This window comes from Collibacillus ludicampi (genome assembly GCF_023705585.1).
GTDB lineage: Bacteria > Bacillota > Bacilli > Tumebacillales > BOQE01 > Collibacillus > Collibacillus ludicampi.
The window spans coordinates 144,774-170,368 of the sequence record NZ_BOQE01000001.1 but is presented as its reverse complement, the minus strand read 5'-3'; the positions used below and the strand labels follow the sequence as shown (position 1 = coordinate 170,368).

Below are 25,595 nucleotides of genomic sequence, written 5' to 3'. Positions count from 1 at the left end.
AAGCGGCAGTTCCATGGGACATAGTAGTAGTGAAACCCATATTTCTCCTCTCCTTTTTTGGGGCCCTTACCTGTTAAGGGTCTCTTTTTTTTTGCGACAACATGTGACACAAGTGGGGTGTTCTTGTCTGACACTAGTGTTATAATGAAAAATACGTTGGCATGTACAAACATATATTTCTTATAGATGAACCCCATCAATTGGGAGTGGATTACAGAATGAATATTATGGCAGTGGGTTTAAATTATCGGACAGCACCAGTGGAAATCAGAGAACGATTCAGCCTCTCCCCATCCGACCTTTCAGAATCCATCAACTTGTTGGCTCAGGAGAAGGCGATTCGGGAACGGGTGATTATTTCTACATGTAACCGTACGGAGGTCTATGCGGTCGTTGATCATCCATCGGACGGTAAACGTAGTATTCAATCATTTTTGGAGTATATATCGGGTGTTCGTGTCGAGGATTTTTCACCATATATTTACACATATGTGGATCAAGACGCTGTCCGTCATCTGTTCCGTGTAGCATGTGGATTGGATTCCATGATTCTGGGAGAGACACAGATTTTAGGGCAGGTTCGGGACAGTTTTTTGTTTGCGCAGCAGAATGGTTATACGGGCGCGATTTTCAATAACCTGTTTAAACGCGCTGTGACTGTTGCCAAACGTGCGCATACGGAGACCGACATCGGGAAAAACGCCGTTTCGGTTTCGTATGCGGCGGTGGAATTGGCCAAAAAGATTTTCGAAGAATTGACGAATAAGACGGTACTGATCATCGGTGCCGGCAAAATGAGCGAGTTGACCGTGAAACATCTGCACAGTGCCGGAGCGCGGCGCGTGCTCGTGGTGAACCGCACTCTTGAGAGGGCGAAAGAACTGGCAATCAAATTCCGGGGAGAAGCGTTCGATATGGGCCACTTGGGGTTGGCACTCAAACAGGCGGATATCGTGATCTCTTCAACGGGATCCGATCACTATATCGTAACCAAACCCATGTTGACAGAGATCATGAGACTCCGTCGCGGGCGTGCGCTCTTTCTCATCGATATCGCAGTTCCCCGCGATCTCGATCCTGAGATCAACAAATTGACGAACGTATACCTGTATGATATTGACGATTTGGAAGGGGTCATTGCGGTCAACTTGCAGGAGCGTGCCAAAGAGGCTGAGAAGATCGGCTATATCATCGGCGAAGAAATGGCTTCGTTCAAGCAGTGGCTCAATACGCAAGCGGTCATACCCTTGATTGCCGCACTGCGGGATAAAGGGGAACAGATCCAACGATCGGTGATGAAAAGTCTGGTCAATAAATTGCCGGATTTGTCCGAGCGCGACAAATGGGTACTCGAAAAACACACCAAGTTGATCGTCAATCAACTGTTGCACGAACCTATCCAACATGTAAAAGAGCTGGCGCTCGAAACAAATTCGGAATTGTATTTGGAAGCTTTTGCGCGAATCTTTGGGTTGCAACCGATCCAGGAGGAGGAGCCATCTTTCGCTCACAACGATGAAAATGCAACGGCTCTTTTCGCCGGAAGAGAAGAGGCAGCGACGAAAGTCGTGAGTGAGACGAAGGTGACGAACTTGTCCTTGCGAAAGGAGGCATCTCGATGGCAACAAGGAGCAGCATCCTGCTCTATGATGCGATGACAGTTACGTATGCGTTGTCGGTTTTGCTGTATTTCATCGATTTCCTGCAGCATAAACGCATGATCAACCGTATTGCCTTTGGGCTGTTATCGGTCGTTTGGCTGATGCAAACGGTCTTCTTCCTTTTGCGAATGAAAGAATACGATTATTTACCGGTGTTAACCCATTTTGAAACGTTGATCTTTTTCTCGTGGATCTTGATCACATTCTCGCTGGTGATTAATTTCTTCTACAAAATTGATCTGTTTACCTTTTTTGCCAATGTGGTGGGATTCGCCGCCGTCGCTCTCGACACGTTCACGGGCAAAGGAGCGGCTTCCGTCGATGTGAAGCTACAAGGGGATCTCTTATTTATTCACATTACGATCGCTTTCCTTTCGTATGCGGCGTTTGCGATTGCGACCATTTTTTCGATCATGTACTTGATTCAAGAAAAGTTGTTAAAAGAGAAACGGTGGAATACCTTGTTTCGCCGTTTACCTGCTCTCGATCAGCTGGATATGTTCTCATTCCGTCTGATTGTAATAGGTTTTCCACTCTTGCTGATCGCGATGATTCTTGGAGCGATTTGGTATAAAATTCAATTTGGACGGTTTTTGTTTCTCGATCCCAAGCCGTTAGTTTCTTTGCTTCTTTTTGTTTTATACGGACTCTATTTGTATTTTCGCGTTGCTTGGGGATGGGTCGGACGAAAATCGGCATGGTTAAACATTTTGGGATTCAGCGGCGTATTGATCAATTACCTCTTCGTCGGCACGTTTTTTTCCGGCTTTCACCGCTGGTAGAACGAACGCTCTGAAGCAGGAGGATCAACGGATCCGATTCGAAACCTTAAGCTACGAAAGGGGTACCTTTCTTTGACGCAACGTTTATATGCTGCGTTTCTCAACTTGCAAGGCAAAGATTGTATTGTCGTCGGCGGGGGAACGGTGGCGGAACGAAAAGTGATCGCCTTGTTGGAATGCGGTGCACATGTCCGTGTGATTTCCCCGGATTTGACCCCGCATTTGCAACGTTTGGTTTGCGGTGGGCAGGTCACACATGTCGCCAGGCGTTATCGCCGAGGGGATGTGAAGCAGGCGGCCGTGGTGATCGCTGCTACCGATTCCCTCGACGTGAATCAGGCAGTGGCCGATGAAGCGGATGAACATAGAATATGGGTCAATGTTGCCAACCTGCCGGAACGTTGCACCTTCGTCGTCCCTTCAGTCGTGCGTCGTGGGCCGCTTTCCATTGCGATCACCACATCCGGCATGAGTCCTGCCGTTACGAAGCTCGTACGCGAAGAACTGGAATCGCAATTTGGTCCTGAATATGAATTATACCTCCAAAAAATGGGAGAGGTGCGGAAGCGACTCAAGAGCACCGTCGCGGATGAAAACGTTCGGCGCGAAGTGTTTCGCAGGATAGCCCGCTCCGATGTCCTCGCGTTGATCAGGGAGGGAAACGTTGTTGAAGCGGATCGCCGAATTGCAGAGATAATGAGGAGGCAGAAGTTGACATGAGGCGCTTGATCGTTGGGACGCGCAAGAGCGCTTTGGCGCTTACGCAAACGGGATGGGTTTGTGAACAATTGCACGCACGTTTCCCAACTCTAGAAATCGAGTCGAAAACTATCGTGACAAAAGGGGATCGTATTTTAGATGTCACGTTGTCAAAAGTAGGAGGAAAAGGGTTGTTTGTCAAAGAGATCGAACAAGCCCTTTTAAACGGTGAGATCGATTTTGCGGTGCACAGTATGAAGGATATGCCCGCGGAAATGCCGGAAGGGCTGATGATCTCCGCGGTCACGGAAAGGGAAGATCCCCGGGATGTCCTGATCTCGAAAAACGGACATCGTTTTCATGAATTGCCGCAAGGGGCCAGGGTGGGAACAAGCAGTTTACGCAGGGGGGCACAGTTGAAAGCGGCACGACCCGACCTCGAAATCGTGCCGTTACGAGGCAACATCGATACTCGCTTGCGCAAACTGGAAGAAGAGAATCTTGATGCGATCGTTTTGGCGGCGGCGGGGTTAGCACGTATGGGCTGGCTGGATCGTGCGACAGAACGTTTATCAATCGATATTTGTGTGCCAGCCGTAGGGCAGGGAGCTCTTGGCATTCAATGTCGTTCGAATGATGAGGAAATGCGGGAATTTCTCAAGACGCTTGATCATGAAGCGACACGTCTGGCGATCACTGCAGAACGAGTGCTTCTGGGGGTTCTGAACGGCGGTTGTCAAGTACCGATCGGCGCATATGCCGAGTATGTGGACGGTCAGGTACGCTTGACAGGATTCGTAGGACGGCCGGATGGTTCGCTCATGATAAAAGAAGCAGGCGAGGGAAGCGATCCTGTCAAGGTTGGGCGAGACGTTGCTTTGCGGCTTCTGGAGAGAGGAGCACGGGAGATTCTTGCATCCGCGCGGGAGGTATGAGCATTGGGTATTGGAAAAGTATATTTGGTTGGTGCTGGCCCCGGAGATCCGAAGTTGATCACAATCAAGGGCTTGGATTGCATTAAGAAAGCGGACGTTTTGGTTTACGATCGATTGTCTTCCCCACGCTTGCTTCGTCATGCGCGTCCCGACTGCGAACTGATCTATGTGGGGAAACAACCGGATCGGCATACTCGTTCGCAGGAAGAAATCAATTGGCTGCTCGTTCATAAAGCGTTGGAAGGAAAGATTGTCACACGCTTGAAAGGTGGGGATCCATGCGTTTTCGGACGAGTGGGGGAAGAAGCCGAACTTCTTGCGGAACACGGCATCGAATTCGAGATCGTGCCTGGCATTACATCGGCGATTGCCGTTCCGGCATATGCAGGTATCCCTGTAACGAGCCGCGGGGTTTCCCCTTCGTTCGCTGTCGTCGCAGGACACGAAGACCCGACAAAAGGCGAATCGGCGATCGACTGGCAAACACTTGCCAAGGCGACCGACACGACCATTTTCCTCATGGGTGTGGCCAATTTGGAGAGTATCGTCAATCGTTTGATGCAATATGGTAAGCCGCCTTCCACGCCCGTTGCGCTTATTCGCTGGGGGACGCGTGTCGAGCAAAGAACATTGGTGGGAACGCTGGAGAATATTGTTCAACGGGTGCGTGAAACCAACTTTCGGGCTCCGGCAACGATCGTGGTCGGACATGTCGTATCCTTGCGCGACAAACTGATGTGGTACGAGAAGAAGCCGCTTTTCGGCAAACGCGTGCTCGTGACGCGTGCTCGTGATCAGGCAAGCGAGCTTTCAGAACAAATCGACGAATTGGGCGGCGATCCGTATGAGTTTCCGGTGATTCAAACCGTTCCGCCACGGAATTTGCAACCGCTCGATGATGCCATTCGACGGGTGCACGAGTTTGATTGGATCCTCTTCACGTCTGTCAACAGCGTAAAGTATTTCTTTGAACGTATGCGCCATTTGAAGAAGGATATTCGCGCGATCCGTGCCCGCATCGCGGCAGTAGGGCCCAAGACGGCTGAGAAGTTAGAGGAAAAAGGCCTCTTTCCCGAAACGATCCCTGCCGATTTCCGACAGGAAGGATTGTTGGATGTACTCGGAGGACAAATCGAGAGCGGACAGAAGATACTATTTCCACGCTCGTCAATCGCTCGCAAGACGCTCGTGAATGCATTGCGTGAGAGAGGGTGCGATGTGACGGAAGTGGACGCATACGAAACACAATTGGTCACAGACCACGCGCAAGAAGTGGCCGATCTGCTGGCACGAGGGAAAATTCATATGATAACGTTCACCAGTTCTTCAACAGTTACTAATTTCCTCACTGCCTTGCAGGGTTATGATCTAGAGCAATTGTTGGCTGATGTTATCATTGCCGCGATCGGTCCTGTCACCGCAAATACGGCAAAGGAACAAGGACTGCGCATAGATATCGTCGCGAAAGAAGCGACGATAGACGGTTTGGTGGCAGCATTAACGAATACCGCCGCCCAGATGCCAGAAAAAAAAGGGGGACTCGCTCATGTTACCGATCGAATTTAAACGGTTCCGCCGTTTGCGCCGTTCCGCTCTACTGCGGGATATGGTCAGGGAAACGGAATTAAATATCAAAGACTTGATTTACCCATTATTTGCAACGCACGGCACCGGGGTGAAAGAGGAGATTGCATCTATGCCGGGTGTCTATCACCTCTCCATCGATTTGCTTAAACGCGAGATTGAGGAGATTTCGGAGTTAGGCATTCCTGCCGTCCTCTTATTTGGGATTCCTGCCGTCAAAGATGAACTCTCGTCGGAAGCCTATGCGGAGAACGGCATCGTGCAACAAGCGATCCGTGTAGTCAAAGAAGAGAATCCCAATCTTGTCGTTATCACCGATGTTTGTCTTTGCTCATACAATCCGATGGGGCATTGTGGGGTGGTTCATGAGGGTGAGATCCTCAATGATCCGTCATTGGAACTTCTGGCGAAAACGGCAGTTTCTCATGCGCGTGCGGGCGCTGATATCGTCGCACCATCCGATATGATGGACGGACGTGTCGCGGCGATTCGCCGTTCTCTTGACCAAGAAAACTTTACCCATGTGCCTGTCATGTCATATTCTGTGAAATATGCTTCCGCCTTTTACGGTCCCTTCCGCGATGCGGCTCATTCGGCGCCTTCGTTTGGCGATCGCAAGACCTACCAGATGGATCCAGCGAATGTGCGAGAAGCATTGCGTGAAGCAGCTGCCGATGTGGAAGAAGGAGCCGATTTTCTCATGGTCAAACCGGCTCTCGCTTACATGGATGTCATCCGTCGCTTGAAAGACACGTTTGATCTGCCCCTCGTCGCCTACAACGTGTCTGCAGAATATTCGATGATCAAAGCGGCGGCTTTAAACGGTTGGATCGACGAGAAACAAATCGTCCTGGAAATGCTCACAGGCATGAAACGAGCGGGTGCCGACTTGATCATCACGTATCACGCCAAAGATGTCGCCCGCTGGCTGGGCAAATAGTCGGTAAACGGGGTGAAGCGCATGCATAAAGGATATGAACGCTCCCGTAACGCCTACCTCGAAGCGAAACACTTCATACCTGGGGGTGTGAATTCTCCGGTACGCGCGTTTCGCGCGGTAGGAATGGACCCTGTTTTTGTCGAGCGCGGACAAGGGGCGTATCTGTATGATATCGACGGGAACGAGTACATCGACTATGTCTTGTCATGGGGACCTTTGATTGTCGGTCACGCACATCCAGATGTGGTTCAAGCGATCGCCGAATATGCGGGCAAGGGGACGAGTTTCGGTGCTCCCACCTTGCTTGAAACGATGATGGCAAGACTTGTGACAGAGATCGTCCCTTCTGTGGAAGTTGTGCGCATGGTAAACTCCGGGACGGAAGCGACGATGAGCGCGCTTCGTTTGTCCCGCGGCTATACGGGACGAAGCAAGATCGTTAAGTTTGAAGGGTGTTACCATGGACATGCGGATTCCTTGTTAATCAAAGCGGGATCAGGTGTTGCCACATTGGGACTACCTGATTCTCCGGGCGTCTCGACGGAAGTCGCAGGGCAAACACTGACGGTGCCTTTCAATGATCTTGAGTCCCTGCACCTCGTTTTTGAAACATATGGGGAAGATATTGCCGCTGTGATCATTGAGCCGGTTGTCGGTAACATGGGATGCGTCCTGCCTGAAGAAGGGTATCTGCAAGGCGTCAGGAAACTTACGCATGAATACGGCGCGTTGCTGATATTCGACGAGGTGATGACAGGATTTCGCGTCGCATATGGGGGTGCCCAGGAGCGCTTCAGGATCGAACCCGACTTAACGACTCTAGGGAAAGTCATCGGGGGAGGCTTACCCGTAGGTGCTTATGGAGGGAAAAGGGAGATCATGGAGATGATCGCACCTTCGGGACCGATCTACCAGGCGGGGACGTTATCCGGAAATCCACTGGCCATGATTGCGGGATACACGACATTGAAGTTGCTGGCTCAAGAGGGACTGTATGAGGAACTGGAGCGGAAGGCGAAACGCCTGGCGGACGGTTTTTACGAAACCGGATATGAATTGGGGATCCCCGTTTACAGCAATTACATCGGCGGTATGTTCAGTTGTTTCTTCACAGGAGAAAAAGTTGTTGACTATACTTCGGCGAAATCATCCGACTTGGAACGGTACGCCAAGTATTTTCGCGAGATGCTGAAACGTGGGATCTATCTGGCGCCCTCGCAGTTGGAAGCTTGTTTCTTGTCAACCGTTCACACCGACGAGGATATCGATCGTACATTAGAGGCTTCGCGCGAGGCGATGAAAACTTTATAGGCTGTGCTCCCATCCGATTTGTGAATGCCTGTCTTTGAAGAGGCGTCATTCTTTGCGTGATACAGCGGCCTCCGAGGTCGTTTCGCAACAGAGCTTGGACTTCGTGCCAAGCTCTTTTCTTTCATGCGCAAATGCCTTCACACATTCGTTGAGATTTTCATACGATAGGGTGAAATGCCCACAGTCAGTGGTATTCACGGAGGAGGGAGCCATTTGGCTAACAAAGTTGAGGCAGTCAAGAAAGGAGTACAACCGCCTCTGGCCGATGTCGAGGCGATGTACGGGATTCGTGTGCAGAAATGCGTACCAGTGCGTGCCGTGTGGAAACTCACCACCGATCGAGGTGAGTACGCTCTGAAAAAAGTTGTGCATGCAAAAGAAAAATTAATGTTTATATATCAGGCAACCGAACATTTATGGAAAAACGGTTTTACCAATCTCGCTCGCTTTATTCCTACGCGGGAAGGACATCCGTTTATCGAAGGGGCTGACGGTCGATATTTCCTTACCGAGTGGATCGAAGGGCGCGAGAGCGATTTGGAAGACCCCGCCGAATTGAAACAAGCTGTCGAATTGATGGCACGTTTCCATCTCGCATCACGAGGATTCGTTCCGACGATCGACGCGATGACCAAAACGAGATGGGCAGGATGGATAGAACGATTCGAAAAAGAACTGCAGGATCTTGTGACACAAAAATTGCGCATCATGGAAACACCGAGCGACCAATGGACAGAAATGGAACAGGTGTTTATGCAAACGATCGAACCGATGCTGGAAATGGCGGAAACGGGTGTCAAACTTTTGCACCAATCAGACTTTCCACAAGTATTGGGAAGAGAAAGAAAATTGCGCGGATTCATCCATGGCGATTTCACTTACCACAATTTTATTCTCACGGCTGATGGGAATATGTCAGTCATTGATTTTGATTATTGCGCGTTTGAACTGCGCGTACACGATCTGGCACGTTTCATGCGCAAGATGTTGCGGCGTTCTCATTGGGACGTCGATCTCGGCCATACAATCTTGTCCGACTACCATGCGATTGCACCTTTATGTGACGGAGAACTTGAAGTGTTGCGTGCTGTTCTTTATTTCCCGCAGCGTTACTGGCGTGCTGTGGAACGGGGATTCGTCTCAAGAAGATATACGCCACAAAACGCGATGAAGAAGATGAAGCAGGAAGTTGCTGACATTGAACAATGGAGAATGTTCATGCAGAAGTATCCATCCACGCTTTAAGGAGGGAGATGGATGCGCCATGAGAAGTCTACGATTCTCCGACAATTAGAAGAGAACGGTTTTCCGCAAGAAATTCTCGATGCATATGATCTCCCCGTTCAAAAAGTACAACCTGTTCGTAAGGTGATCCGCTTGTTTACGGATCTGGGAGATTTTGTGCTCAAGCGATTTGTATTCGGAAAGACAAATCTGGAGTTTTCCATCGCTGCCATGATCCATTTAGAAAAAAATGGATTTCGCAGTGTCCCTACGATCGTGCGGACGGAAGAGGGAAACAGTTACACAGAAGTGGATGGAATTCATTATGTCATAATGAGTTGGCAACAGGGGCGTGAAAGCGATTATGAACGCATCGATCATCTAGCGATGGCGACACGGGCGTTAGCGGAACTCCATCGCAAAGGCAAAGGATTTGTACCTCCTTACGCGCCCGGTAAAGTACAGTACGGGATGTGGATCAATCATTTTGTCGAACGCATCGGTGAAATGGAGCGTTTTGTCGATTATGCACGAGAAGAAGATTCGTTCTTTGCTCGCATGTATGTAGAGACAGGCGCATATTTTATCAGCGAGGCGAAGTGTGCGGTCGATCATCTGATAAGGTCTCCATATGAAGAGTTGTCAGAGAAAGCAAGGGACGAACGTGAACTCTGCCATCACGATTACGCACACCATAATGTGCTAATCGGTGAAAATCACACGGTCTCGGTGATCGACTTTGATTACGCGATTTGTGATGTTCGGGCGCATGATATCGCCAGTCTCATCTTGCGCAACATGAAACATACGGGGTGGGACGGACGGACAGCCCGGTTTATCTTGCGTGCGTATGATCAGTCCTCGAAACTCATGAAGGGCGAGACAGATCTCATTTATGGAATGTTGCGCTTTCCACAAGATTTTTGGGAAGCCGGCTACTTTTATTACGTTGAAAAAAACAGGTCTCCTGAAGTTTTAGAAAAACGTTTGCGCAAATGGATCGAGTTGCGCGAAAACAGGGCTGATTTTTTGCAAGATTTCAAAATGAATGCAGACTTGGTACTACGGACAGGGACTCTACGATAATTCGGGAAGGAGAGCGACCATGAAAATAGGGATTGATGCAAGAGGCGCGATCTGGTACCGGGGTACAGGAATCGGAACATACACCTTCCAATTGATAAAGAACTTGGTTCAGGTGGACCGGAAAAACGACTATCGGTTCTTCTGGCCGGGGGATGAATTTAAAGATCTCGATCCTACCAAGGACGAGATTTTTAACTCTATAGAGAGAAGCAAAGATAAATTCTGGGAAGAAGTGCATATCCCGATGCGTGTGTCATATGAAGGGATCGATGTCTATCATGTACCGCAAAACGGAATCGGTATTCCGCTCGAAAAACGTTGTCCTCTCATTGTCACCGTCCATGACCTCATACCTTATGTATACCCTGAGACCGTTGGCAGGGGTTACCTGAAAATCTTCCTCAGTGAGATGCCGAAAATCATGGAACAAGCAGACCGGGTCATCACGGTTTCCGAGCATTCGAAGCAAGATATCAAGCGCATCTTTAAACTCCCCGATGAACGGCTTCGGGTGATCCCGGAAGCTCCGGAAGACGTGTATCAGCCGATGGATAAGCGATTAGCTTCACGCTTCGTTCGTGAAAACTACGGAATCGAACGTCCGTATATTCTCTACGTGGGAGGATTTTCTCCGCGCAAAAACGTAAAAGGTTTGATCAATGCTTTTTATGACTTACTGGGCGATCTCCCTGAAGAGTATAAACTGGTGATCGTAGGAAAAGAAGTGCGTGATTTTGAAGATACTGCTTTGCTAGCGGAAGCCCTTGGTTTATCCGACCGGGTCATCTTCACAGGATTTGTACCGGTTATGGATATGCCATACTTGTATAACGCTGCGGAGCTTTTCGTGTACCCTTCCTTTTATGAAGGCTTTGGCTTACCTCCTTTGGAAGCGATGGCTTGCGGTACTCCAGTGATCACGACGAACGTCTCTTCGATGCCTGAAATCTGTGAAGGGGCGGCTCTGCTGGTTGACCCTCTTCATAGCCTCGCACTGGCTGAAGCCATGTATCGCATGCTGACGGATGAAGAACTGCGCGCCCGTTTGTCACAACAAGGCATTCTGCGTGCCCGTTCTTTCTCCTGGAGAAAGACGGCGATCGATACGCTCGCCATTTATGAAGAGTTTATGCGATAAAGTGTCATAAGGATGCGAGCCTGGACATAATTTGAGAGTGACGCGTTATGACGACGTAAGGAGGGAAGTGGCGTGGCAGAATCAGAACGTGTTCCGGTGATTCGCATTAATGTCGATCAACAGATTCCGATAGAAAGTTTGCACGGTCATGAATTCATTGAGGACACAACGGTAGCGACAGAAGTGATTTCTTTTAACCGGGAGGATGATTCATATATTCTTGAGGGTGCTTTGATTTTTTCAGGCTTCTTGCGTGAAAGCCATCCTATAGATGATGAGATTTTCGGACATTTGCAAGGGGATGTCATCGTATCATCACAGGATGAATCGCAGGATGAAAAGAAGGGGGATGAGCAGATCCTTCCCCTTCACCATCGCCTCCCCTTTCAGCTTCACGTTCCGGTCACAGTGCAAGAAAGCAAATTTTTAAACGTTTATGCGCGCGTGGGACAATGGGATTTGCGTATCATTCGATCAGGATGGGCGTACGTACAAGCGGAATTGATCATCTATGGATTAAATGGCAGTGAAGGATACGTGTTTCGTTGCGGAGATCAACAGGAAGATGTGCCGAAACAAGCTCAGGATCTCGATCAATTGCTCGATCAGGTGAACGAATCTTTCACGGAGCAGGCTGAAAACCAAAGGGATCCTTATGTTTCTGATGATGTAGATCTTATTCCTTCGCAAACCTATCCTTCAAATCTTTACCGACAAGAAGCTCAAAGTGATGAAGCTGTCCCTTACAACGAAAATGAGTGGATGATGAGTTCTTTCGAGGAACGATCGGAGGAAAAGGAAGAAGTGGTTTTTACTCCCGACCCGCAATTGATCGCTCAGACAGATCCATGGGCCGCGCGAGCTTATAACGAGGAACAGGAGGGCGATTCCAAGAAACGGAGCGAAGAAACGTCTGTTGAATGGAGAGATTCATTTGTTGAATGGGATCGTTTTTCACCAGAAGGGGAGAATGAGGGTCCAACCGGCGAGAGGAAAGAATTTTCTGGTGGGGAAATAAACGCTGAGCCTGTATCACAAGAAGATGAACAACCCATCGAAGTGGCGGAATTTGAACATGTAGCGGATGATAAGATCGGTTCTGTTCTCCCTCATAAGCATATTCCGGAAATGAAAGTATTTTTCGGCAACAAAAAGGATTTTATGGAAAGTCCGATCAGCTTTTCTTCGCTGACAAAAGGGCAGGTGAAAGAGAGCGGAATATCCGCGCCGAGTGATTTCGGTGAAGCAATCAATGACACGCGAACGGATGGAAGATCGATTGAAGAAGATCCTTCCGTAAGGAGTACAGAACCTATTTCTTCCAAATCATTCAACCAGGGAATTCCGCAACCGTTGAGGGAAGAAGCGATTCCGAAAGAAAAACACGCGCGTATGGAGCATGCGGAAATGACTCCTGGGTCACAAGAGAAAGAAGGAAAGCGTGGGGAAGAAAAGCATAGGGAACCTGTTTCTTCACAAGCTGCTCAGAGTGAACAAGAGAAACATCCCAATGAAGAGCAAAGACCGCCTGCGGATGTAATGGAAGTGAAAGCGGGTAGCGAGGTGTCCGGAGTTTCGTCAGACCCACATAGTGAAACTGACGATATGGAAGAAGAGCTACTCATCGAAGCGGAACATGACATGAATGATGAGAATACGATAGCAGTACTAGATATTGCGGAATCTTCGGACATGGGTCAAGAGGATGCGCTCGTTACAGAAAAATCAGCGGCTGTCAGCATAGCCGTTCATGGAAACGAATTATGGAAAGGTTGGAATTTAAAAGACGATAATAAGTTTACCCTTAAGTTTCGCATTGTACAGGAAACCGATCATCTGGACAGCTTGGCAGAACGCTATTCCTGCAGTGTTACAGAGATTATGCGAGCGAACGGAATGTCACATGAACAGCTGGATTCGGGACAGGTACTCTATATTCCCACCAGGCGGCGTTGATGCCGCCTCTTTTATGTGGGTCTTTTCCCTCTTTTCCAAGCATATGGATGTAGCATCACGAACGAGGGGGGTGGCACAATGGTTGCGGCAATGGATGATATCACCCGCTCGGTTTTACCACGTTATGAGATAGAAGTAAACGGGATTGAACCGATCGGAAAAGGCCTATACCGAGTGGATACGGATCGAGGCGGAAAATGGCTTCACGAACATGAGGATATGGAAGCCGTCCAATTGAGATTCGCCGTGACAGAACATCTCGCCAATCACTGTTTCCGCCGGATTCCGCGGTTTATTCGCACACTGCATGGGGATCCGTACGTGCGAAGCGGGGAACGTGTGTATACCCTCACAGACGAATGGGCGGGGCGACAACCCGAGTATATCACGTCGGATCTCAGATTGGCCGCGGTGAACTTGGCCGAGTTGCATTCTGCTTTATGCGCCGGCGATCTCAACATGGATCGTTGTATCCCCCAACGTCACGGGACGTGGGCTCAAGCGTTCAAGAGATGCAGGGATCATGTCGCTTCGATCGTTTCCTCATGGAATTCGATCGGGAATCGCGATGATTTTCAGGAAGTGTTCCTGAATTATGCTCCATGGCTGAGTGAGGTGATGGACGAATCTATTGAAACCTTGGAGAAAGGGGGATATGATGCGGTAGCTCGGGAGCATCAGGAACGAAACTCCATTTGTTTTGGTGAGTATCGCCTTGAACATTTGCGGATTACTGGTGAAGGGAAAGTGGCTACCTTAAGTTTCGATACGATCGCCGGGGATATGCCGCTATACGATGTCGCGCGGTTCTGCCATATCCTCCTGGAAGAAGGAAAAGGGGTTTTTATTCCTTCCGTTCTCTCAAACTATGAAGAAGTAAGGAAGTTGGATGAAGAAGAGAAGGCGATTGTAAAAGGATACTTGAGCTTCCCGCATTCGGTATATCGCATTATAACAGCTTACTTGCAACTGAGTCGACCTCAGGATCGATTTGTGGGATTGTTGCAACAGGCGGTCGACCGTTGGCGAATGAATCAACCATTTATCCTTGGCGCATTCCGCTATGAAACCTCATAGCTGTCAGCGGGAGGTTTTGTATGCTATATGCACTGATTCTAGCCGGAGGTGTTGGCAGCCGGTTTTGGCCGAAAAGTTCTGTGAGCAATCCGAAACAGTTCTTGCGAATCTTCGGAAATCAATCGCTTTTGCAAACGACTGTGAGCCGTGTACGCCCATTGATCCACAAAGATTGCATCTACGTGGTGGGCAACGAAAGATACATGGAGAGAATCCGTGAGCAACTTCCGGATATCGCGGACACTAACCTGATCATCGAACCTGAAGCCCGTGAAACGGCAGCAGGTATCGGTTTAGGAGCCGTCAAACTGATCAAACGCGATCCACAAGCCGTCATGGCTGTCTTGCCTAGCGATCATTTTATCGGGAATGAGCAGGATTTCAGGCGTTATCTCGCTTGGGCGGCGGAGTATGCGCACACAAGCAGAATGTTGGTGACTTTCGGCATTCGCCCGACAGAACCGAAAACGGGGTATGGGTATATCCAGATCGGACGTTTGCTCTTGCAAGATGGGGTCCATCGTATCTACCAGGCAAAGGAATTTACAGAAAAACCGGACTTTGAACGTGCGCTTCATTTCTTGCAAACAGGGATGTATTTGTGGAACTCGGGTATGTTTGTCTGGCGGGTGGCGACTCTTTTACAAGCGTTTCGCCAACATATGCCATCGATGTACACGCGCCTCTCGAGAATCTATGATGCATTGGATACCCCGCAAGAACAGGAAGTCATTCGTGAGGAATATCGCAACATGGAAAAAGTGTCTGTCGATTACGGATTGATGGAAAAAGCGGACAACGTCGCAGTCATCCCTGCCGACTTTGCCTGGGATGATGTAGGGTCATGGCGTTCTTTGGAACGCTTTCTGCCCCATGACGACAAAGGCAACATTGTCAACGGCTTGCATGTCGGTATCGACACGTATGGCAGCATCATCGAGAGTGACGATATGTTAATTACGACCATCGGTGTGCGGGATCTGTTGATCGTCCAGGCCGACCGCTCATTACTTGTGGCAGATAAGGAGCGTGACCAAGAAATTAAGGAACTTGTGAAGCGTATTGATATGCGGGACTTGCGAGAATTCTTGTGAGGGGGATTCACATGGGAAAAAAGGAACGATGGGAGGAACGCGAAATTTACGAAGAATTTGTCGACGCCGGCTACGATCCAGAGATTCTTCGCGAGTATGATCTGATACCGGAACGAGCCCGGCAAGTTCGCGGTGTCTTGCGTTTAAAAACCCGTTCCGGGTATCGTATGTTAAAACGAGTGAACACTTCGGAAGCCCGATTGAAGTTTGTCTTTGAGGCACTGGAATATATCTATCCTCGCTTTTCACATGTTCCGCGTTTTATCCGTACGAAATATGCGGATCCGTACGTGGTTACTATGCAAGGGTTGTATTACTTGACGGACTGGTTGCCTGGCAGGGAGGCGGAACTGAAAAAACCGAAACACCTGTTCATTGCGACAGAAATGTTGGGCCGACTTCATCAGGCGGGAAAAGGGTATGAAGCACACGGGTTTGTGGATGCAGGTAAAGGTGACTTTTTGGCAACTTTGACGACCTACCGAACAAAGATCGATAGCTATGTAGAATTCGCAACGGAACGCGCGAGTCAGACCGCATTTGACTTACACTTTCTCGCACAAAAAGATCAATTGATCACATTGATGGAACACGCGTTGGAACAGTTGCAATCATCTCCCTATCATGAAGTTTTGGAAAGCGCGAAGGATGCGAAAACGCTCTGCCACGGATCATTTTCAAAACAAAATGTACTCATTGACGGAAAAACGGCGAGTATCGTCGATTTTGACCATTGTCACTACGGTCCGCCCGTTTGTGATATCGGAGCGTTTCTGCACCGATATATGCCGAAATACAGTTGGGATGTGGAAGTGGGTCAATCGATCCTCGATATTTATCAGGGTGTTCGTCCGCTGAGTCAGGAGGAGATGCATGTTTTACTTGCGTATATGGCATTTCCTCTCAAGCCGGTACAGATCGTTTCCTGGTATTACGAAGGGTTGCGCGGGTGGAGTGATGAGAAATACGGTAAGCAGTTGACAAAAGCGTTACAGGCGGAAACGGGACGGGATATTTTCATTCGGGATTTGGCCGGCAGATATAACCTGGCTGTACACATGCCCACCTATACCCAAGAGACCGATTTTGAAGAAATGGAAGGAGAGTTTGCTTCACCGGAAGAGACTGAACAAGAAGATACCCTGCAGGAACAGCCGCAACAACCGCAACTTGAGGAAAACGAAGAAGAACAAAAAGCGTATGAAGAAGTTCTGGAACAGGCAGTACTCACGCGCGTACAGAAACAAAAGAAACGTGGGAGAAAAATGGAGGAAAATGTGAAAACATCCACACAAAACGGCTTGTGGGTGGATGAAGAGCGCATTCGTCCCGGCAATCAAAAGGACTGATACGTCTTTTCCTACAAGGGGCGCGAGATAAACATGACGAGCAAGACGAATGATAACAGGAAGAGAACCAGCATATCCAGCGCGTTGGGAAAAAGGAGAGCGCGAAAGAACAGGATCGTCATCGCTGTAATCAAGACGATTTTGACGAAACGAAGTAAATTATAGAAGAATCCCATGGATAACACTCCTTCATCAATGGATGCTTGATATCTTTACGATGTGGTATATTCTATGATTCTAAAGCCTACAGGGTGAAATGAATTCACGCGCAGCGCGACATGCGCGCTTTTTTTGTTTAAAAACATTCCGTATGAAAGGATTATAAGCGAGTACGTGGAAAATGATAATGAACTTCGCGGATGCGAGATACATACAAGTCAGGGAGTGGTTGTGGGTGACGAAGGAGACTCTAGGTACCGGAGACCCGATTCATTGGCCTTGGGCACTCGGTCTCGGGGCACTTTTCGGCGGTTTGGCCGGGGGAATCGCGCTCTTTGGGGATACGTGGTATAATACCACGATTCCGCTCGGTATGATGATCGCCTCGTACATCGCGGTACGGAAAGCGAGCGGCAGAGGATTCTGGAGCGGATTTATCGCCTCGTTGATTTGTGTCCTCTTGGGAATTGCGATCTATGCGGGGGTTCGTTATGAGCAAATTCTCGCTCCCTTCCCCAACAAAGAGCGGATACAAATTTTATATTGGGCGCTTTCCGTTCTGATTCCCCTGCAGCTCATCCTCGGTGTTGTCGTCACATGGTTTTTCAGCCGCACGAAACAGCGTATAGAAGAAGAGAAGGCGAAGGAGGAGGCGGAACGCAAAGCGAGAAAGGAGCAATTGAAGAAAGCGCGTGCCAACCGTCCGAAGAAAAAATTCAAAAAGAAAAACAAACGGTAAAAACAGGGCTCCTGATTTGACAGGGAGCGTCATTTCTGTATAAGATGAGATACAGGTAAAATAGCGGAAGAACGAGGAAGGGAAGGAGTAAAGGCGCGGTCGCCTCTGCAGAGAGAGGAACCCTTGGCTGTGAGGTTCCTTAGAGGTTCAGCCTTGAACGTCGTCCCGGAGTTGCCGTTCTGAAAGGAGTCCGATACAGTAAGAACGGCCGGTGAATCCGTTATCTTCTTGAAAGTGTACGTGCGTTTTTGCATGTGAAGCAAGGTGGTACCGCGGAAGAAGCCTCTTTCGTCCTTACGGATGAAAGAGGCTTTTGTAATGAAATGATTCATGAAAGGAGTTCTTGTGATCACCGTGAAGGAAACAAGTTTACCGACAGTTTATGATCCCAAACAAGTGGAAGAACGATTATATGAAGAATGGGTAGCGAAAAAAAGATTTCATGCCACAGGTGACCCAAGCAAGCAACCCTACAGTATCGTGATCCCACCCCCGAACGTTACCGGTGTCTTACACATGGGGCACGCGCTTGATTTTACATTGCAAGACGTTTTGATCCGCCGCAAGCGGATGCAGGGGTATGATGCCCTCTGGTTGCCCGGTATGGATCATGCGGGGATCGCTACACAAGCGCGCGTTGAGGGGATGCTTCGGCAGGAAGGGATCAGCCGTTACGATCTGGGGCGTGAAAAGTTTTTGGAGAAAGTCTGGGAGTGGAAAGAAAAGTATGGCGGTACGATTCGTGACCAGTGGCGCAAGATGGGCTTCTCCCTCGATTATGATCGCGAGAGATTTACTATGGATGAGGGGTTGTCGCGCGCGGTTCGCACCGTTTTTGTGACATTGTATGAAAAAGGTCTGATTTATCGCGGCAAACGCATCATCAACTGGGATCCGGAAGCGAGAACTGCTCTCTCCGATATTGAAGTGGAATACAAGAATATAAAAGGTGCTTTGTATCACATGCGTTATCCGCTCGCCGACGGCAGTGGTCATATCGTTGTGGCGACGACGCGTCCGGAAACGATGCTCGGCGATACGGCGGTGGCTGTTCATCCGGAAGATGAGCGTTATAAGCACCTCGTTGGGAAGACGGTGATCCTTCCGATCATAGGGCGTGAAATCCCGATTGTTGCCGATGAGTATGTGGATAAAGAATTCGGTTCAGGGGCTGTCAAGATTACACCTGCACATGATCCTAACGATTTTGAGATCGGTTTGCGCCACAATCTCCCTCAAATTACTGTTATGGACGAGAAAGGCGTCATGAATGAACAAGCAGGGCCTTACCAAGGCCTTGACCGCTTTGCTTGTCGTAAGAAAATCGTTCAGGATCTGCAGGAAGCGGGTGTCCTCTTTAAGATTGAAGAACATGAACATGCGGTCGGCCATAGCGAACGCAGCGGAGCCGTGGTCGAACCAATCCTTTCGACACAATGGTTCGTAAAAATGCAGCCGCTTGCCGAAAAAGCGATCGCTTTGCAAAAATCCGGCCAAGGCGTTCGTTTCGTCCCAGACCGTTTCGAGAAAATCTACTTGCACTGGATCGAAAACATTCGCGACTGGTGCATCTCGCGACAACTGTGGTGGGGACATCGCATTCCCGCTTGGTACTGCGGCGATTGCGGAGAAACGATCGTGGCCATGGAAGATCCGACGTCATGTCCGCACTGCGGAAGTCGGTCATTGACCCAGGACGAGGATGTATTGGATACTTGGTTTTCTTCAGCTTTATGGCCGTTTTCGACGATGGGCTGGCCGGATGAAACGGAAGATCTCAAGCGCTACTATCCGACAAATGTGCTCGTAACCGGTTATGACATCATTTACTTCTGGGTGGCGCGCATGATCTTCACTGCACTTGAATTCACTGGTGAGAAGCCGTTCGCCGATGTGCTCATTCACGGATTGATCCGCGACTCGGAAGGACGCAAGATGTCGAAGTCGTTAGGGAACGGTGTCGATCCACTCGACGTGATTGAAAAATATGGTGCGGACGCACTCCGTTTCATGCTGATGACCGCTTCGAGCCCAGGAAATGATTTGCGTTTCTATTGGGAAAAAGTCGAGGCTGCGCGCAACTTTGCCAATAAGATTTGGAACGCTTCCCGTTTCGTCCTGATGAATCTTGACGAGCGATTCAAATATACGGGCATAGGAGACAGGGAAAAACTCGGTACCGCCGATCAATGGATTTTGCATCGATTAAACGAAACGGTCGCAGACGTCAATCGCCGTTTGGACGAATACGATTTCGGCGGTGCGGGGCAAGCATTGTACGAGTTTATCTGGAACGAATTGTGCGATTGGTATATCGAATTGGCAAAACTGTACTTGTACGGGGATGATCCGGAAGCGAAAACGATCACTCAGAACGTTCTGGTATATGTGTTGGATCAGTCGCTCCGCCTCTTGCACCCGTTTATGCCGTTTATCACGGAAGAAATTTGGAAACATCTCCCTGTTGAAGGGGAGTCCATCGTGGTTGCCGCGTATCCCAAAGCGTCTGAGACATTCGTGAATGAATCGGCCGTACAGGATATGACGCTGATCATGGATATCATCCGTTCTGTGCGTAACATCCGGGCGGAAATGAACGTTCCGCCTAGCCGGGCCATTCATCTGATGATCAAGCCGACGAACGAACGCGCACAAAAGATTTTGCTCATAAATGAAGCCTATATCCGCCGCTTCTGCAATCCGGAAAAACTAGAGATCGAAGAGGGGCTTCCAGTACCGGAGAAGGCGGTCACATCCATCCTGACCGGTTGTGAGCTCTACTTACCACTGGCAGGGCTGATCGATATTGATGCAGAAATCGCCCGTCTGCAAAAAGAATTGAAAAAGCTGGATGCCGAGGTAGAGCGCGTCGAGAAGAAACTTTCCAACCCCGGTTTTATCCAGAAAGCACCTGCTGAGGTGATTGAAGCCGAGCGGGCGAAAGAAAAGGATTATAAAGAGAAGCGGGATAAAGTACGGGCTCGCATTGCCGAGTTGCAAGAGTAGCCACCTATACCACAAGTGGCGCCATCAAAAGACGAAAAGTGTCTTTAGGTGGGCGTTCACGAAGCTCGAACGCAAAGCATACGCCCACCAACCTGGTGAATAGCGACTCAAAATCTTGATGTTAGCAGGCGTGGAGATGTTTTTCCACGCTTGCATCTGTTTCACTTCCTCTGTAATCCGCTCAATCTTCCGTTCGTGTGTTTCGAAAGAAGGCTTTTGTATAATCAAATCAAGGAGCAATCAACATGGACTCAGCTTTGGAGTATATTCACAGTTTCCCGCGTTTTAACGGTCGTACCGGTATCAAGCCCGGACTCGAGAGAATGGAAGCGATCTTGCAGCGCTTAGGGAATCCGCACCATTCCTTGCGCTTCGTACATGTAGCCGGTACAAACGGCAAAGGTTCCACATGCGCATATCTCGCGAAGATGCTTCAAGCATGCGGATATCGTGTAGGTTTGTACACATCTCCTTATATCTCCCAATTTTCCGATCGAATGTCCATCAACGGGAAGGAGATTGATGAAGATACACTTCATCTCCTTGTTGAAAAGGTGAAACCGCACATTGAAGCGATTTGCCGGACACCCATGGGAGAACCCACGGAGTTTGAAGTGGTCACATTGCTTGCGATCCTCTTTTTTGCGAGGGAAGGAGTGGATATGGTCGTTTGGGAGACAGGACTCGGCGGCCGATTGGATGCGACCAATGTCGTTCATCCCCTCATCTCGGTGATCACCAACGTGGCATTGGATCATATGCATATCCTCGGTTCGACCGTATCCGAGATCGCGGCAGAGAAAGCGGGAATTATAAAGCCGGGGGTACCCGTAGTTACGGCGGCTGACGGAGAAGCATTGCATGTGATCATGAACAAAGCGCAAGAGCAAAAGTGTGACATTTATGTGTATGGCACGGACTTCATTTCTCACAGAACGAAGTATGATTGGGACGGACAATGGTTTACTTATAACGGATTGCAAAGGGTATGGAATGATGTGTCCATATCCATGCTGGGTGAACATCAATGTATCAACGCGAGCGTAGCGCTTGCCGTTATGGAAGTCCTCGAAGCAAAAGGCATTCTCTCCATCGATCGGCAGGCATTACTTGAAGCTCTCTTGCAAACGAGATGGCCTGGAAGATTAGAAAAGATCGGAAAGCGACCTCTCATTCTGCTTGATGGTGCCCACAATCCGCACGGCGCCCATGCATTGGCCCGATCATTAAAAGAACTGCTCAACGGACAAAGATTGATCGTTGTACTCGGCATCTTGGAGGATAAAGTGGTTCCGGAATTGATTGAACCGTGGCTTTCCCTCGCAAAATCAATCATCGTAACGGAACCGGAAACACCGCGGCGTGCCGATGCGGAACAAGTGATGCAATTGATAAAACGCTTGCTGGAGAACGCTCCATCTCTTCATCAAGAAGAAGCGGAACATGCTGCCGTCACAACTTTTCCCGCAGACATTCAACTGCTCATCGAACGCAATGTGTCAGATGCTTGTCTCCACGCTTGTACGCTTGCCGGCATGCACGATGTGGTTTTGGTTACGGGCTCTTTATTTACCATTTCGGAAGCGAGACGTTTCTTGCTCGCCCAGTGGGGAGAACCCGTTTCATCGACGTAATCGTCAAAAAGGTACGATTTGCTTTTTGGATGGCATGTAAATCTTATCAGGCGAATCCGCAGGTTCGGCTTCGCCTGAGGAAATACATCCTTCTCTATGGACAATATGGACGCTCGTACATATAATGGCATTGTAAGATGTGGGAAGTGGGGTATGAGGTTATGGCAAGGATTATGATTGTGGATGATGCAGCATTTATGCGCAGTTTACTGCGCCAGTTACTTACTTCCAACGGGCATGAGGTTGTCGCGGAAGCTTCCAATGCAGAAGAAGCGGTTCGTAAATACCAGGAGATTCAACCGGATCTGGTAACGATGGATATTACAATGCCCGACATGGATGGAATCGAAGGGCTGAAAAGGATCCTTGGATTGGATCCTCACGCGAAGGTGATCATGTGTTCAGCGATGGGGCAGCAGGCGATGGTGGTGGAAGCGATAAAAGCGGGGGCGAAAGACTTCATCGTGAAGCCGTTTGACAGCAAACGCGTCATCGAAGCGATAGAAAGCGTTTTGCGCTAGGACGTACCTTTCGAATAACCTCACCTTACGGAAATAGGGCTATCCATTGATGGAAAGGCCTTCTTTTTTTGAACGGAATGTGGTACTAATTTTCTCTTTCATCACATATCAATCAGTGTGTAGAAAGATATCATTAAACGAATTTTGACAAAAGTCTACCATTTTCACCTATTGTCAATCCAGTTCCTCCATATTATACTTAGTCCCATAAGAGATTAGGACTTTTGGGGGATGATCACAAATTTTCAAGAAGTTGAGGTGGTTTGGTGGGAAAGGTAAGCCGAAAGTCGATCTATCTTCTGACTGCTGCAGCTTCAGTGGCTTTGGCGGGAGGGGCGACCGCGGCAGGGTTATACAAGAAGATCACGCTTGTTGTCGATGACAAGAAGGAAGAGGTTTCCGGATTCAAGTTCGGAACGGTCGGTGACCTGCTGAGGCAGAAGGGCATTCAGGTAAAAGATCAAGACTTGGTTCAACCTACGAGAAATACATACCTGCAAAATGGGTTACAAGTGGTCGTCATACATGCGAAAGAAGTCTCTCTCCAAGACGGGAATCAAGAAAAGAAAAAAATAATCACTCATGCGGAAACCGTGGAGGATCTGCTGAAAGAATTGAATGTGAAACTAGGCGAGGCCGATAAAATCAATGTCGATCTTAAGTCTGATCTGAAACCGGGACAGACGATTACCATCACACGCCGAAATGAACAAGTGATCGTAGCAGAAGAGAAAGTACCTTTTCAGACCGAACGACAGCCAGATGATGACTCCTATAAGGGGCAGGAAAAAGAGCTGACGCCCGGTGTGGAAGGGTTGGCGCGGATAACGACGAAGGTGATCTATGAAAATGGCCAAGAAGTGGATCGTCAGGTTACTCGTGATGTCGTGAAAGCACCGGTCAACCGAGTCATCGCATACGGAACGAAAAGTCGTCCTCTCGCTGTAGCTTCGCGCAGCGGCGAGAATTTTCAAGCATCCCAAATGCTGACTATGACAGCGACAGCATACTCGTCACCCGGTGGACGCACAGCCAGTGGTCTGCCTGCACAAAAAGGCGTCGTGGCTGTTGACCCCAATGTGATCCCGCTCGGCACCAAACTGTATATTCCCGGGTACGGATATGCGGTAGCGGCAGATGTTGGCGGCGCCATCAAGGGAAATCGGATTGATTTGGCTTTTGATTCGAATGAGGAAGCTGTCAGTTATGGTCGTCGTACGGTTACCGTTTATATAGTACCATGAGGAAGGATGTCCCCTGCAACGGGGACTTTTTTTGTGAAAAAATAGCAGATTGACAGGGAATCTAAGAGATTTTATGATAAATTCTAGATACGAGTGTAACAAATCTGCTTGGATTTTGTATTCGGCTCTAATTATTCCATTGAATAGAAATCCAGATGAAGAGAAAGGGGTCATACATGGATGGCCCAGTTTCGCTACCAGGCTGTCAACCTATCTGGAAAGAGTATTCGAGGATATATCGAAGCCGCTGATCAAACAGCAGCAGCGGTTGCTTTGCGTGATCAGGGACTCTTTCCGATTAAGCTGATGGCTGTGAAGGAACAGCGTTTCCAGCGAGAGAGCGGTTTAACATTTCTGAGAAGCAATAGAGTTAAATTGCAGGATCTTGCTCCTTTTTGCCGACAGTTCGCCACGCTGGTTCGTTCAGGTGTTACAGTTTCGCAGTCCCTTGAGATTTTGATGAACCAAACGGAGAATAAGATTCTCAAAAAAACATTGGGGGATGTACTGGAAGAAGTACGAAAGGGCAACTCTCTGCAAGAATCTTTTTCACATAACCCCAAAGTTTTCAATGATGTTTTTGTACATATGATAGCTGCGGGGGAGTTTTCCGGCCGCTTGGATACGATGCTCGACCGTGTGGCAACGATCTTTGAACGGGATAGAATGGTCTTTCAGAAATTGATAACTGCGTTGATCTACCCGATTACAATATCGATCATCGCAATGGGAGTGAGCATCTTTCTCCTCGTGTACGTTGTACCCATGTTTGTACAAACATTTTTGCAACAGGGAGTGGAACTACCCCTTCCAACAAAGATTACGCTTCAAATTAGCGATTTTTTGGTGCATCGCTTTTACTATATATTCGGTGTGATTATCGTTCTGTTTTTTGGGACTTTTGCACTACTAAGAACGGAACGTGGCTGCCTTTTTTGGGACTCCATGAAGCTTCGCATCCCGATCTTCGGGAAATTGATAAAGAAAAGTATGATCGCACGCTTCACGCGTACGTTTTCAACGCTGGTAGCCAGTGCCATTCCGATTTTGCAAGGTCTTGAATTATCGAAAAAAATCGTCAAGAATAAGCTCTTTGAAAAAGCGATCGATGAAGCGCAGGAATATTTGCACAGAGGCGAACCTCTCCATGTAGCGTTTAAGCGGTATCCTCAACTCTTTACACCCATGGTAACAAATATGATCGCCATTGGGGAAGAGACCGGAGCACTAGAACATATGTTGGAGAAGATTGCAGATTTTTACGAGACAGATGTGCGCGAGATGTCCGCGCGCCTTACGTCCTTATTGGAACCGTTGATGATTCTGTTTCTGGCTGGCACGGTCGGTACGATTATCGTCTCACTCTTCCTACCGATGATGAAGATGATTAACCTCATACAACAATGACTGCCCGCGGTGCGATCCCGGAGGGCAGTACAGATATTTTTTCAAAAGG

General features: G+C 48.7%; 21 protein-coding genes and 1 other annotated feature. Of the genes, 20 read left to right on the top strand and 1 reads right to left on the bottom strand.

Annotation, left to right across the window (positions count from 1 at the left end):
* The first annotated feature begins 218 nt into the window (after positions 1-218).
* From hemA to DNHGIG_RS00855, 14 genes are all read left to right on the top strand, one after another.
* On the top strand, positions 219-1,658 hold the full coding sequence (gene hemA, locus DNHGIG_RS00920; protein ID WP_282197909.1) for a glutamyl-tRNA reductase: 1,440 nt from the start codon (positions 219-221) through the stop codon (positions 1,656-1,658).
* The gene (locus tag DNHGIG_RS00915; protein WP_282197908.1) at positions 1,619-2,443 is read left to right on the top strand and encodes a cytochrome C assembly family protein; all 825 of its coding nucleotides are present in this window, start codon (positions 1,619-1,621) and stop codon (positions 2,441-2,443) included. The genes hemA and DNHGIG_RS00915 overlap by 40 nt, the downstream gene beginning before the upstream one ends.
* A gap of 72 nt (positions 2,444-2,515) precedes the next feature.
* Positions 2,516-3,163, top strand: a complete 648-nt coding sequence (locus tag DNHGIG_RS00910; RefSeq protein ID WP_282197907.1) for a precorrin-2 dehydrogenase/sirohydrochlorin ferrochelatase family protein — start codon at positions 2,516-2,518, stop codon at positions 3,161-3,163.
* Complete coding sequence (gene hemC, locus DNHGIG_RS00905; RefSeq protein WP_282197906.1) at positions 3,160-4,077, top strand: hydroxymethylbilane synthase; 918 nt, start codon at positions 3,160-3,162, stop codon at positions 4,075-4,077. The genes DNHGIG_RS00910 and hemC overlap by 4 nt, the downstream gene beginning before the upstream one ends.
* Before the next feature lie 3 nt (positions 4,078-4,080).
* The gene (gene cobA, locus DNHGIG_RS00900; protein ID WP_282197905.1) at positions 4,081-5,643 is read left to right on the top strand and encodes a uroporphyrinogen-III C-methyltransferase; all 1,563 of its coding nucleotides are present in this window, start codon (positions 4,081-4,083) and stop codon (positions 5,641-5,643) included.
* Positions 5,624-6,601, top strand: coding sequence for a porphobilinogen synthase (hemB, locus tag DNHGIG_RS00895; protein WP_282197904.1), 978 nt, complete (start codon positions 5,624-5,626; stop codon positions 6,599-6,601). Before cobA ends, hemB begins: the two co-directional genes overlap by 20 nt.
* Before the next feature lie 21 nt (positions 6,602-6,622).
* Entirely contained in the window at positions 6,623-7,912 is a 1,290-nt protein-coding gene (hemL, locus tag DNHGIG_RS00890; protein WP_282197903.1) for a glutamate-1-semialdehyde 2,1-aminomutase, read from the top strand.
* A 213-nt stretch (positions 7,913-8,125) separates the two neighbouring features.
* Complete coding sequence (locus DNHGIG_RS00885) at positions 8,126-9,157, top strand: CotS family spore coat protein (RefSeq protein ID WP_282197902.1); 1,032 nt, start codon at positions 8,126-8,128, stop codon at positions 9,155-9,157.
* A gap of 12 nt (positions 9,158-9,169) precedes the next feature.
* Complete coding sequence (locus tag DNHGIG_RS00880; protein ID WP_282197901.1) at positions 9,170-10,222, top strand: CotS family spore coat protein; 1,053 nt, start codon at positions 9,170-9,172, stop codon at positions 10,220-10,222.
* A gap of 19 nt (positions 10,223-10,241) precedes the next feature.
* Positions 10,242-11,360 carry a glycosyltransferase family 4 protein gene (locus DNHGIG_RS00875; RefSeq protein WP_282197900.1) on the top strand — a complete coding sequence of 373 codons (1,119 nt, stop codon included), beginning with the start codon at positions 10,242-10,244 and terminating at the stop codon, positions 11,358-11,360.
* Positions 11,361-11,432: 72 nt separating this feature from the next.
* Entirely contained in the window at positions 11,433-13,316 is a 1,884-nt protein-coding gene (locus DNHGIG_RS00870; protein WP_282197899.1) for a LysM peptidoglycan-binding domain-containing protein, read from the top strand.
* A gap of 78 nt (positions 13,317-13,394) precedes the next feature.
* Complete coding sequence (locus DNHGIG_RS00865) at positions 13,395-14,393, top strand: YutH/CotS family kinase-like spore coat protein (protein ID WP_282197898.1); 999 nt, start codon at positions 13,395-13,397, stop codon at positions 14,391-14,393.
* A gap of 20 nt (positions 14,394-14,413) precedes the next feature.
* Positions 14,414-15,487: a mannose-1-phosphate guanylyltransferase gene (locus DNHGIG_RS00860; RefSeq protein WP_282197897.1), complete on the top strand. Its 1,074-nt coding sequence runs from the start codon at positions 14,414-14,416 to the stop codon at positions 15,485-15,487.
* Positions 15,488-15,498: 11 nt separating this feature from the next.
* Positions 15,499-16,836, top strand: coding sequence for a CotS family spore coat protein (locus DNHGIG_RS00855; protein WP_282197896.1), 1,338 nt, complete (start codon positions 15,499-15,501; stop codon positions 16,834-16,836).
* 11 nt (positions 16,837-16,847) lie between these two features.
* Here DNHGIG_RS00855 and DNHGIG_RS00850 read toward each other — a convergent pair whose 3' ends face one another.
* Positions 16,848-17,012 carry a hypothetical protein gene (locus DNHGIG_RS00850; RefSeq protein WP_282197895.1) on the bottom strand — a complete coding sequence of 55 codons (165 nt, stop codon included), beginning with the start codon at positions 17,010-17,012 and terminating at the stop codon, positions 16,848-16,850.
* Positions 17,013-17,230: 218 nt separating this feature from the next.
* Between DNHGIG_RS00850 and DNHGIG_RS00845 the strand changes: the two genes are divergently transcribed.
* From DNHGIG_RS00845 to DNHGIG_RS00820, 6 genes are all read left to right on the top strand, one after another.
* Positions 17,231-17,734 carry a hypothetical protein gene (locus tag DNHGIG_RS00845; RefSeq protein ID WP_282197894.1) on the top strand — a complete coding sequence of 168 codons (504 nt, stop codon included), beginning with the start codon at positions 17,231-17,233 and terminating at the stop codon, positions 17,732-17,734.
* A 65-nt stretch (positions 17,735-17,799) separates the two neighbouring features.
* Positions 17,800-18,033, top strand: a binding site (T-box leader).
* 31 nt (positions 18,034-18,064) lie between these two features.
* Positions 18,065-20,740 carry a valine--tRNA ligase gene (locus tag DNHGIG_RS00840; RefSeq protein ID WP_282197893.1) on the top strand — a complete coding sequence of 892 codons (2,676 nt, stop codon included), beginning with the start codon at positions 18,065-18,067 and terminating at the stop codon, positions 20,738-20,740.
* Positions 20,741-20,985: 245 nt separating this feature from the next.
* Complete coding sequence (locus tag DNHGIG_RS00835; RefSeq protein WP_282197892.1) at positions 20,986-22,374, top strand: bifunctional folylpolyglutamate synthase/dihydrofolate synthase; 1,389 nt, start codon at positions 20,986-20,988, stop codon at positions 22,372-22,374.
* 161 nt (positions 22,375-22,535) lie between these two features.
* A complete protein-coding gene (locus DNHGIG_RS00830; RefSeq protein ID WP_282197891.1) occupies positions 22,536-22,895 on the top strand; it encodes a response regulator in 360 nt (119 codons plus the stop codon).
* 266 nt (positions 22,896-23,161) lie between these two features.
* Positions 23,162-24,139: a resuscitation-promoting factor gene (locus DNHGIG_RS00825; protein WP_282197890.1), complete on the top strand. Its 978-nt coding sequence runs from the start codon at positions 23,162-23,164 to the stop codon at positions 24,137-24,139.
* Between the two features lie 180 nt (positions 24,140-24,319).
* Positions 24,320-25,546 (top strand): type II secretion system F family protein, encoded by a 1,227-nt coding sequence (locus DNHGIG_RS00820; RefSeq protein WP_282197889.1) that lies wholly within the window; start codon positions 24,320-24,322, stop codon positions 25,544-25,546.
* Positions 25,547-25,595 lie beyond the last annotated feature (49 nt).

Bases quoted from the DNA above. Each gene is read 5' to 3' on its own strand.
- DNHGIG_RS00850 (WP_282197895.1), bottom strand. From the start codon at position 17,012: ATGGGATTCTTCTATAATTTACTTCGTTTCGTCAAAATCGTCTTGATT.
- DNHGIG_RS00835 (WP_282197892.1), top strand. From the start codon at position 20,986: ATGGACTCAGCTTTGGAGTATATTCACAGTTTCCCGCGTTTTAACGGT.
- hemB (WP_282197904.1), top strand. From the start codon at position 5,624: ATGTTACCGATCGAATTTAAACGGTTCCGCCGTTTGCGCCGTTCCGCT.
- DNHGIG_RS00880 (WP_282197901.1), top strand. From the start codon at position 9,170: ATGCGCCATGAGAAGTCTACGATTCTCCGACAATTAGAAGAGAACGGT.
- hemC (WP_282197906.1), top strand. From the start codon at position 3,160: ATGAGGCGCTTGATCGTTGGGACGCGCAAGAGCGCTTTGGCGCTTACG.
- DNHGIG_RS00875 (WP_282197900.1), top strand. From the start codon at position 10,242: ATGAAAATAGGGATTGATGCAAGAGGCGCGATCTGGTACCGGGGTACA.
- hemL (WP_282197903.1), top strand. From the start codon at position 6,623: ATGCATAAAGGATATGAACGCTCCCGTAACGCCTACCTCGAAGCGAAA.
- DNHGIG_RS00860 (WP_282197897.1), top strand. From the start codon at position 14,414: ATGCTATATGCACTGATTCTAGCCGGAGGTGTTGGCAGCCGGTTTTGG.
- DNHGIG_RS00915 (WP_282197908.1), top strand. From the start codon at position 1,619: ATGGCAACAAGGAGCAGCATCCTGCTCTATGATGCGATGACAGTTACG.
- DNHGIG_RS00865 (WP_282197898.1), top strand. From the start codon at position 13,395: ATGGTTGCGGCAATGGATGATATCACCCGCTCGGTTTTACCACGTTAT.
- DNHGIG_RS00855 (WP_282197896.1), top strand. From the start codon at position 15,499: ATGGGAAAAAAGGAACGATGGGAGGAACGCGAAATTTACGAAGAATTT.
- hemA (WP_282197909.1), top strand. From the start codon at position 219: ATGAATATTATGGCAGTGGGTTTAAATTATCGGACAGCACCAGTGGAA.
- DNHGIG_RS00840 (WP_282197893.1), top strand. From the start codon at position 18,065: ATGAAAGGAGTTCTTGTGATCACCGTGAAGGAAACAAGTTTACCGACA.
- DNHGIG_RS00830 (WP_282197891.1), top strand. From the start codon at position 22,536: ATGGCAAGGATTATGATTGTGGATGATGCAGCATTTATGCGCAGTTTA.
- DNHGIG_RS00820 (WP_282197889.1), top strand. From the start codon at position 24,320: ATGGCCCAGTTTCGCTACCAGGCTGTCAACCTATCTGGAAAGAGTATT.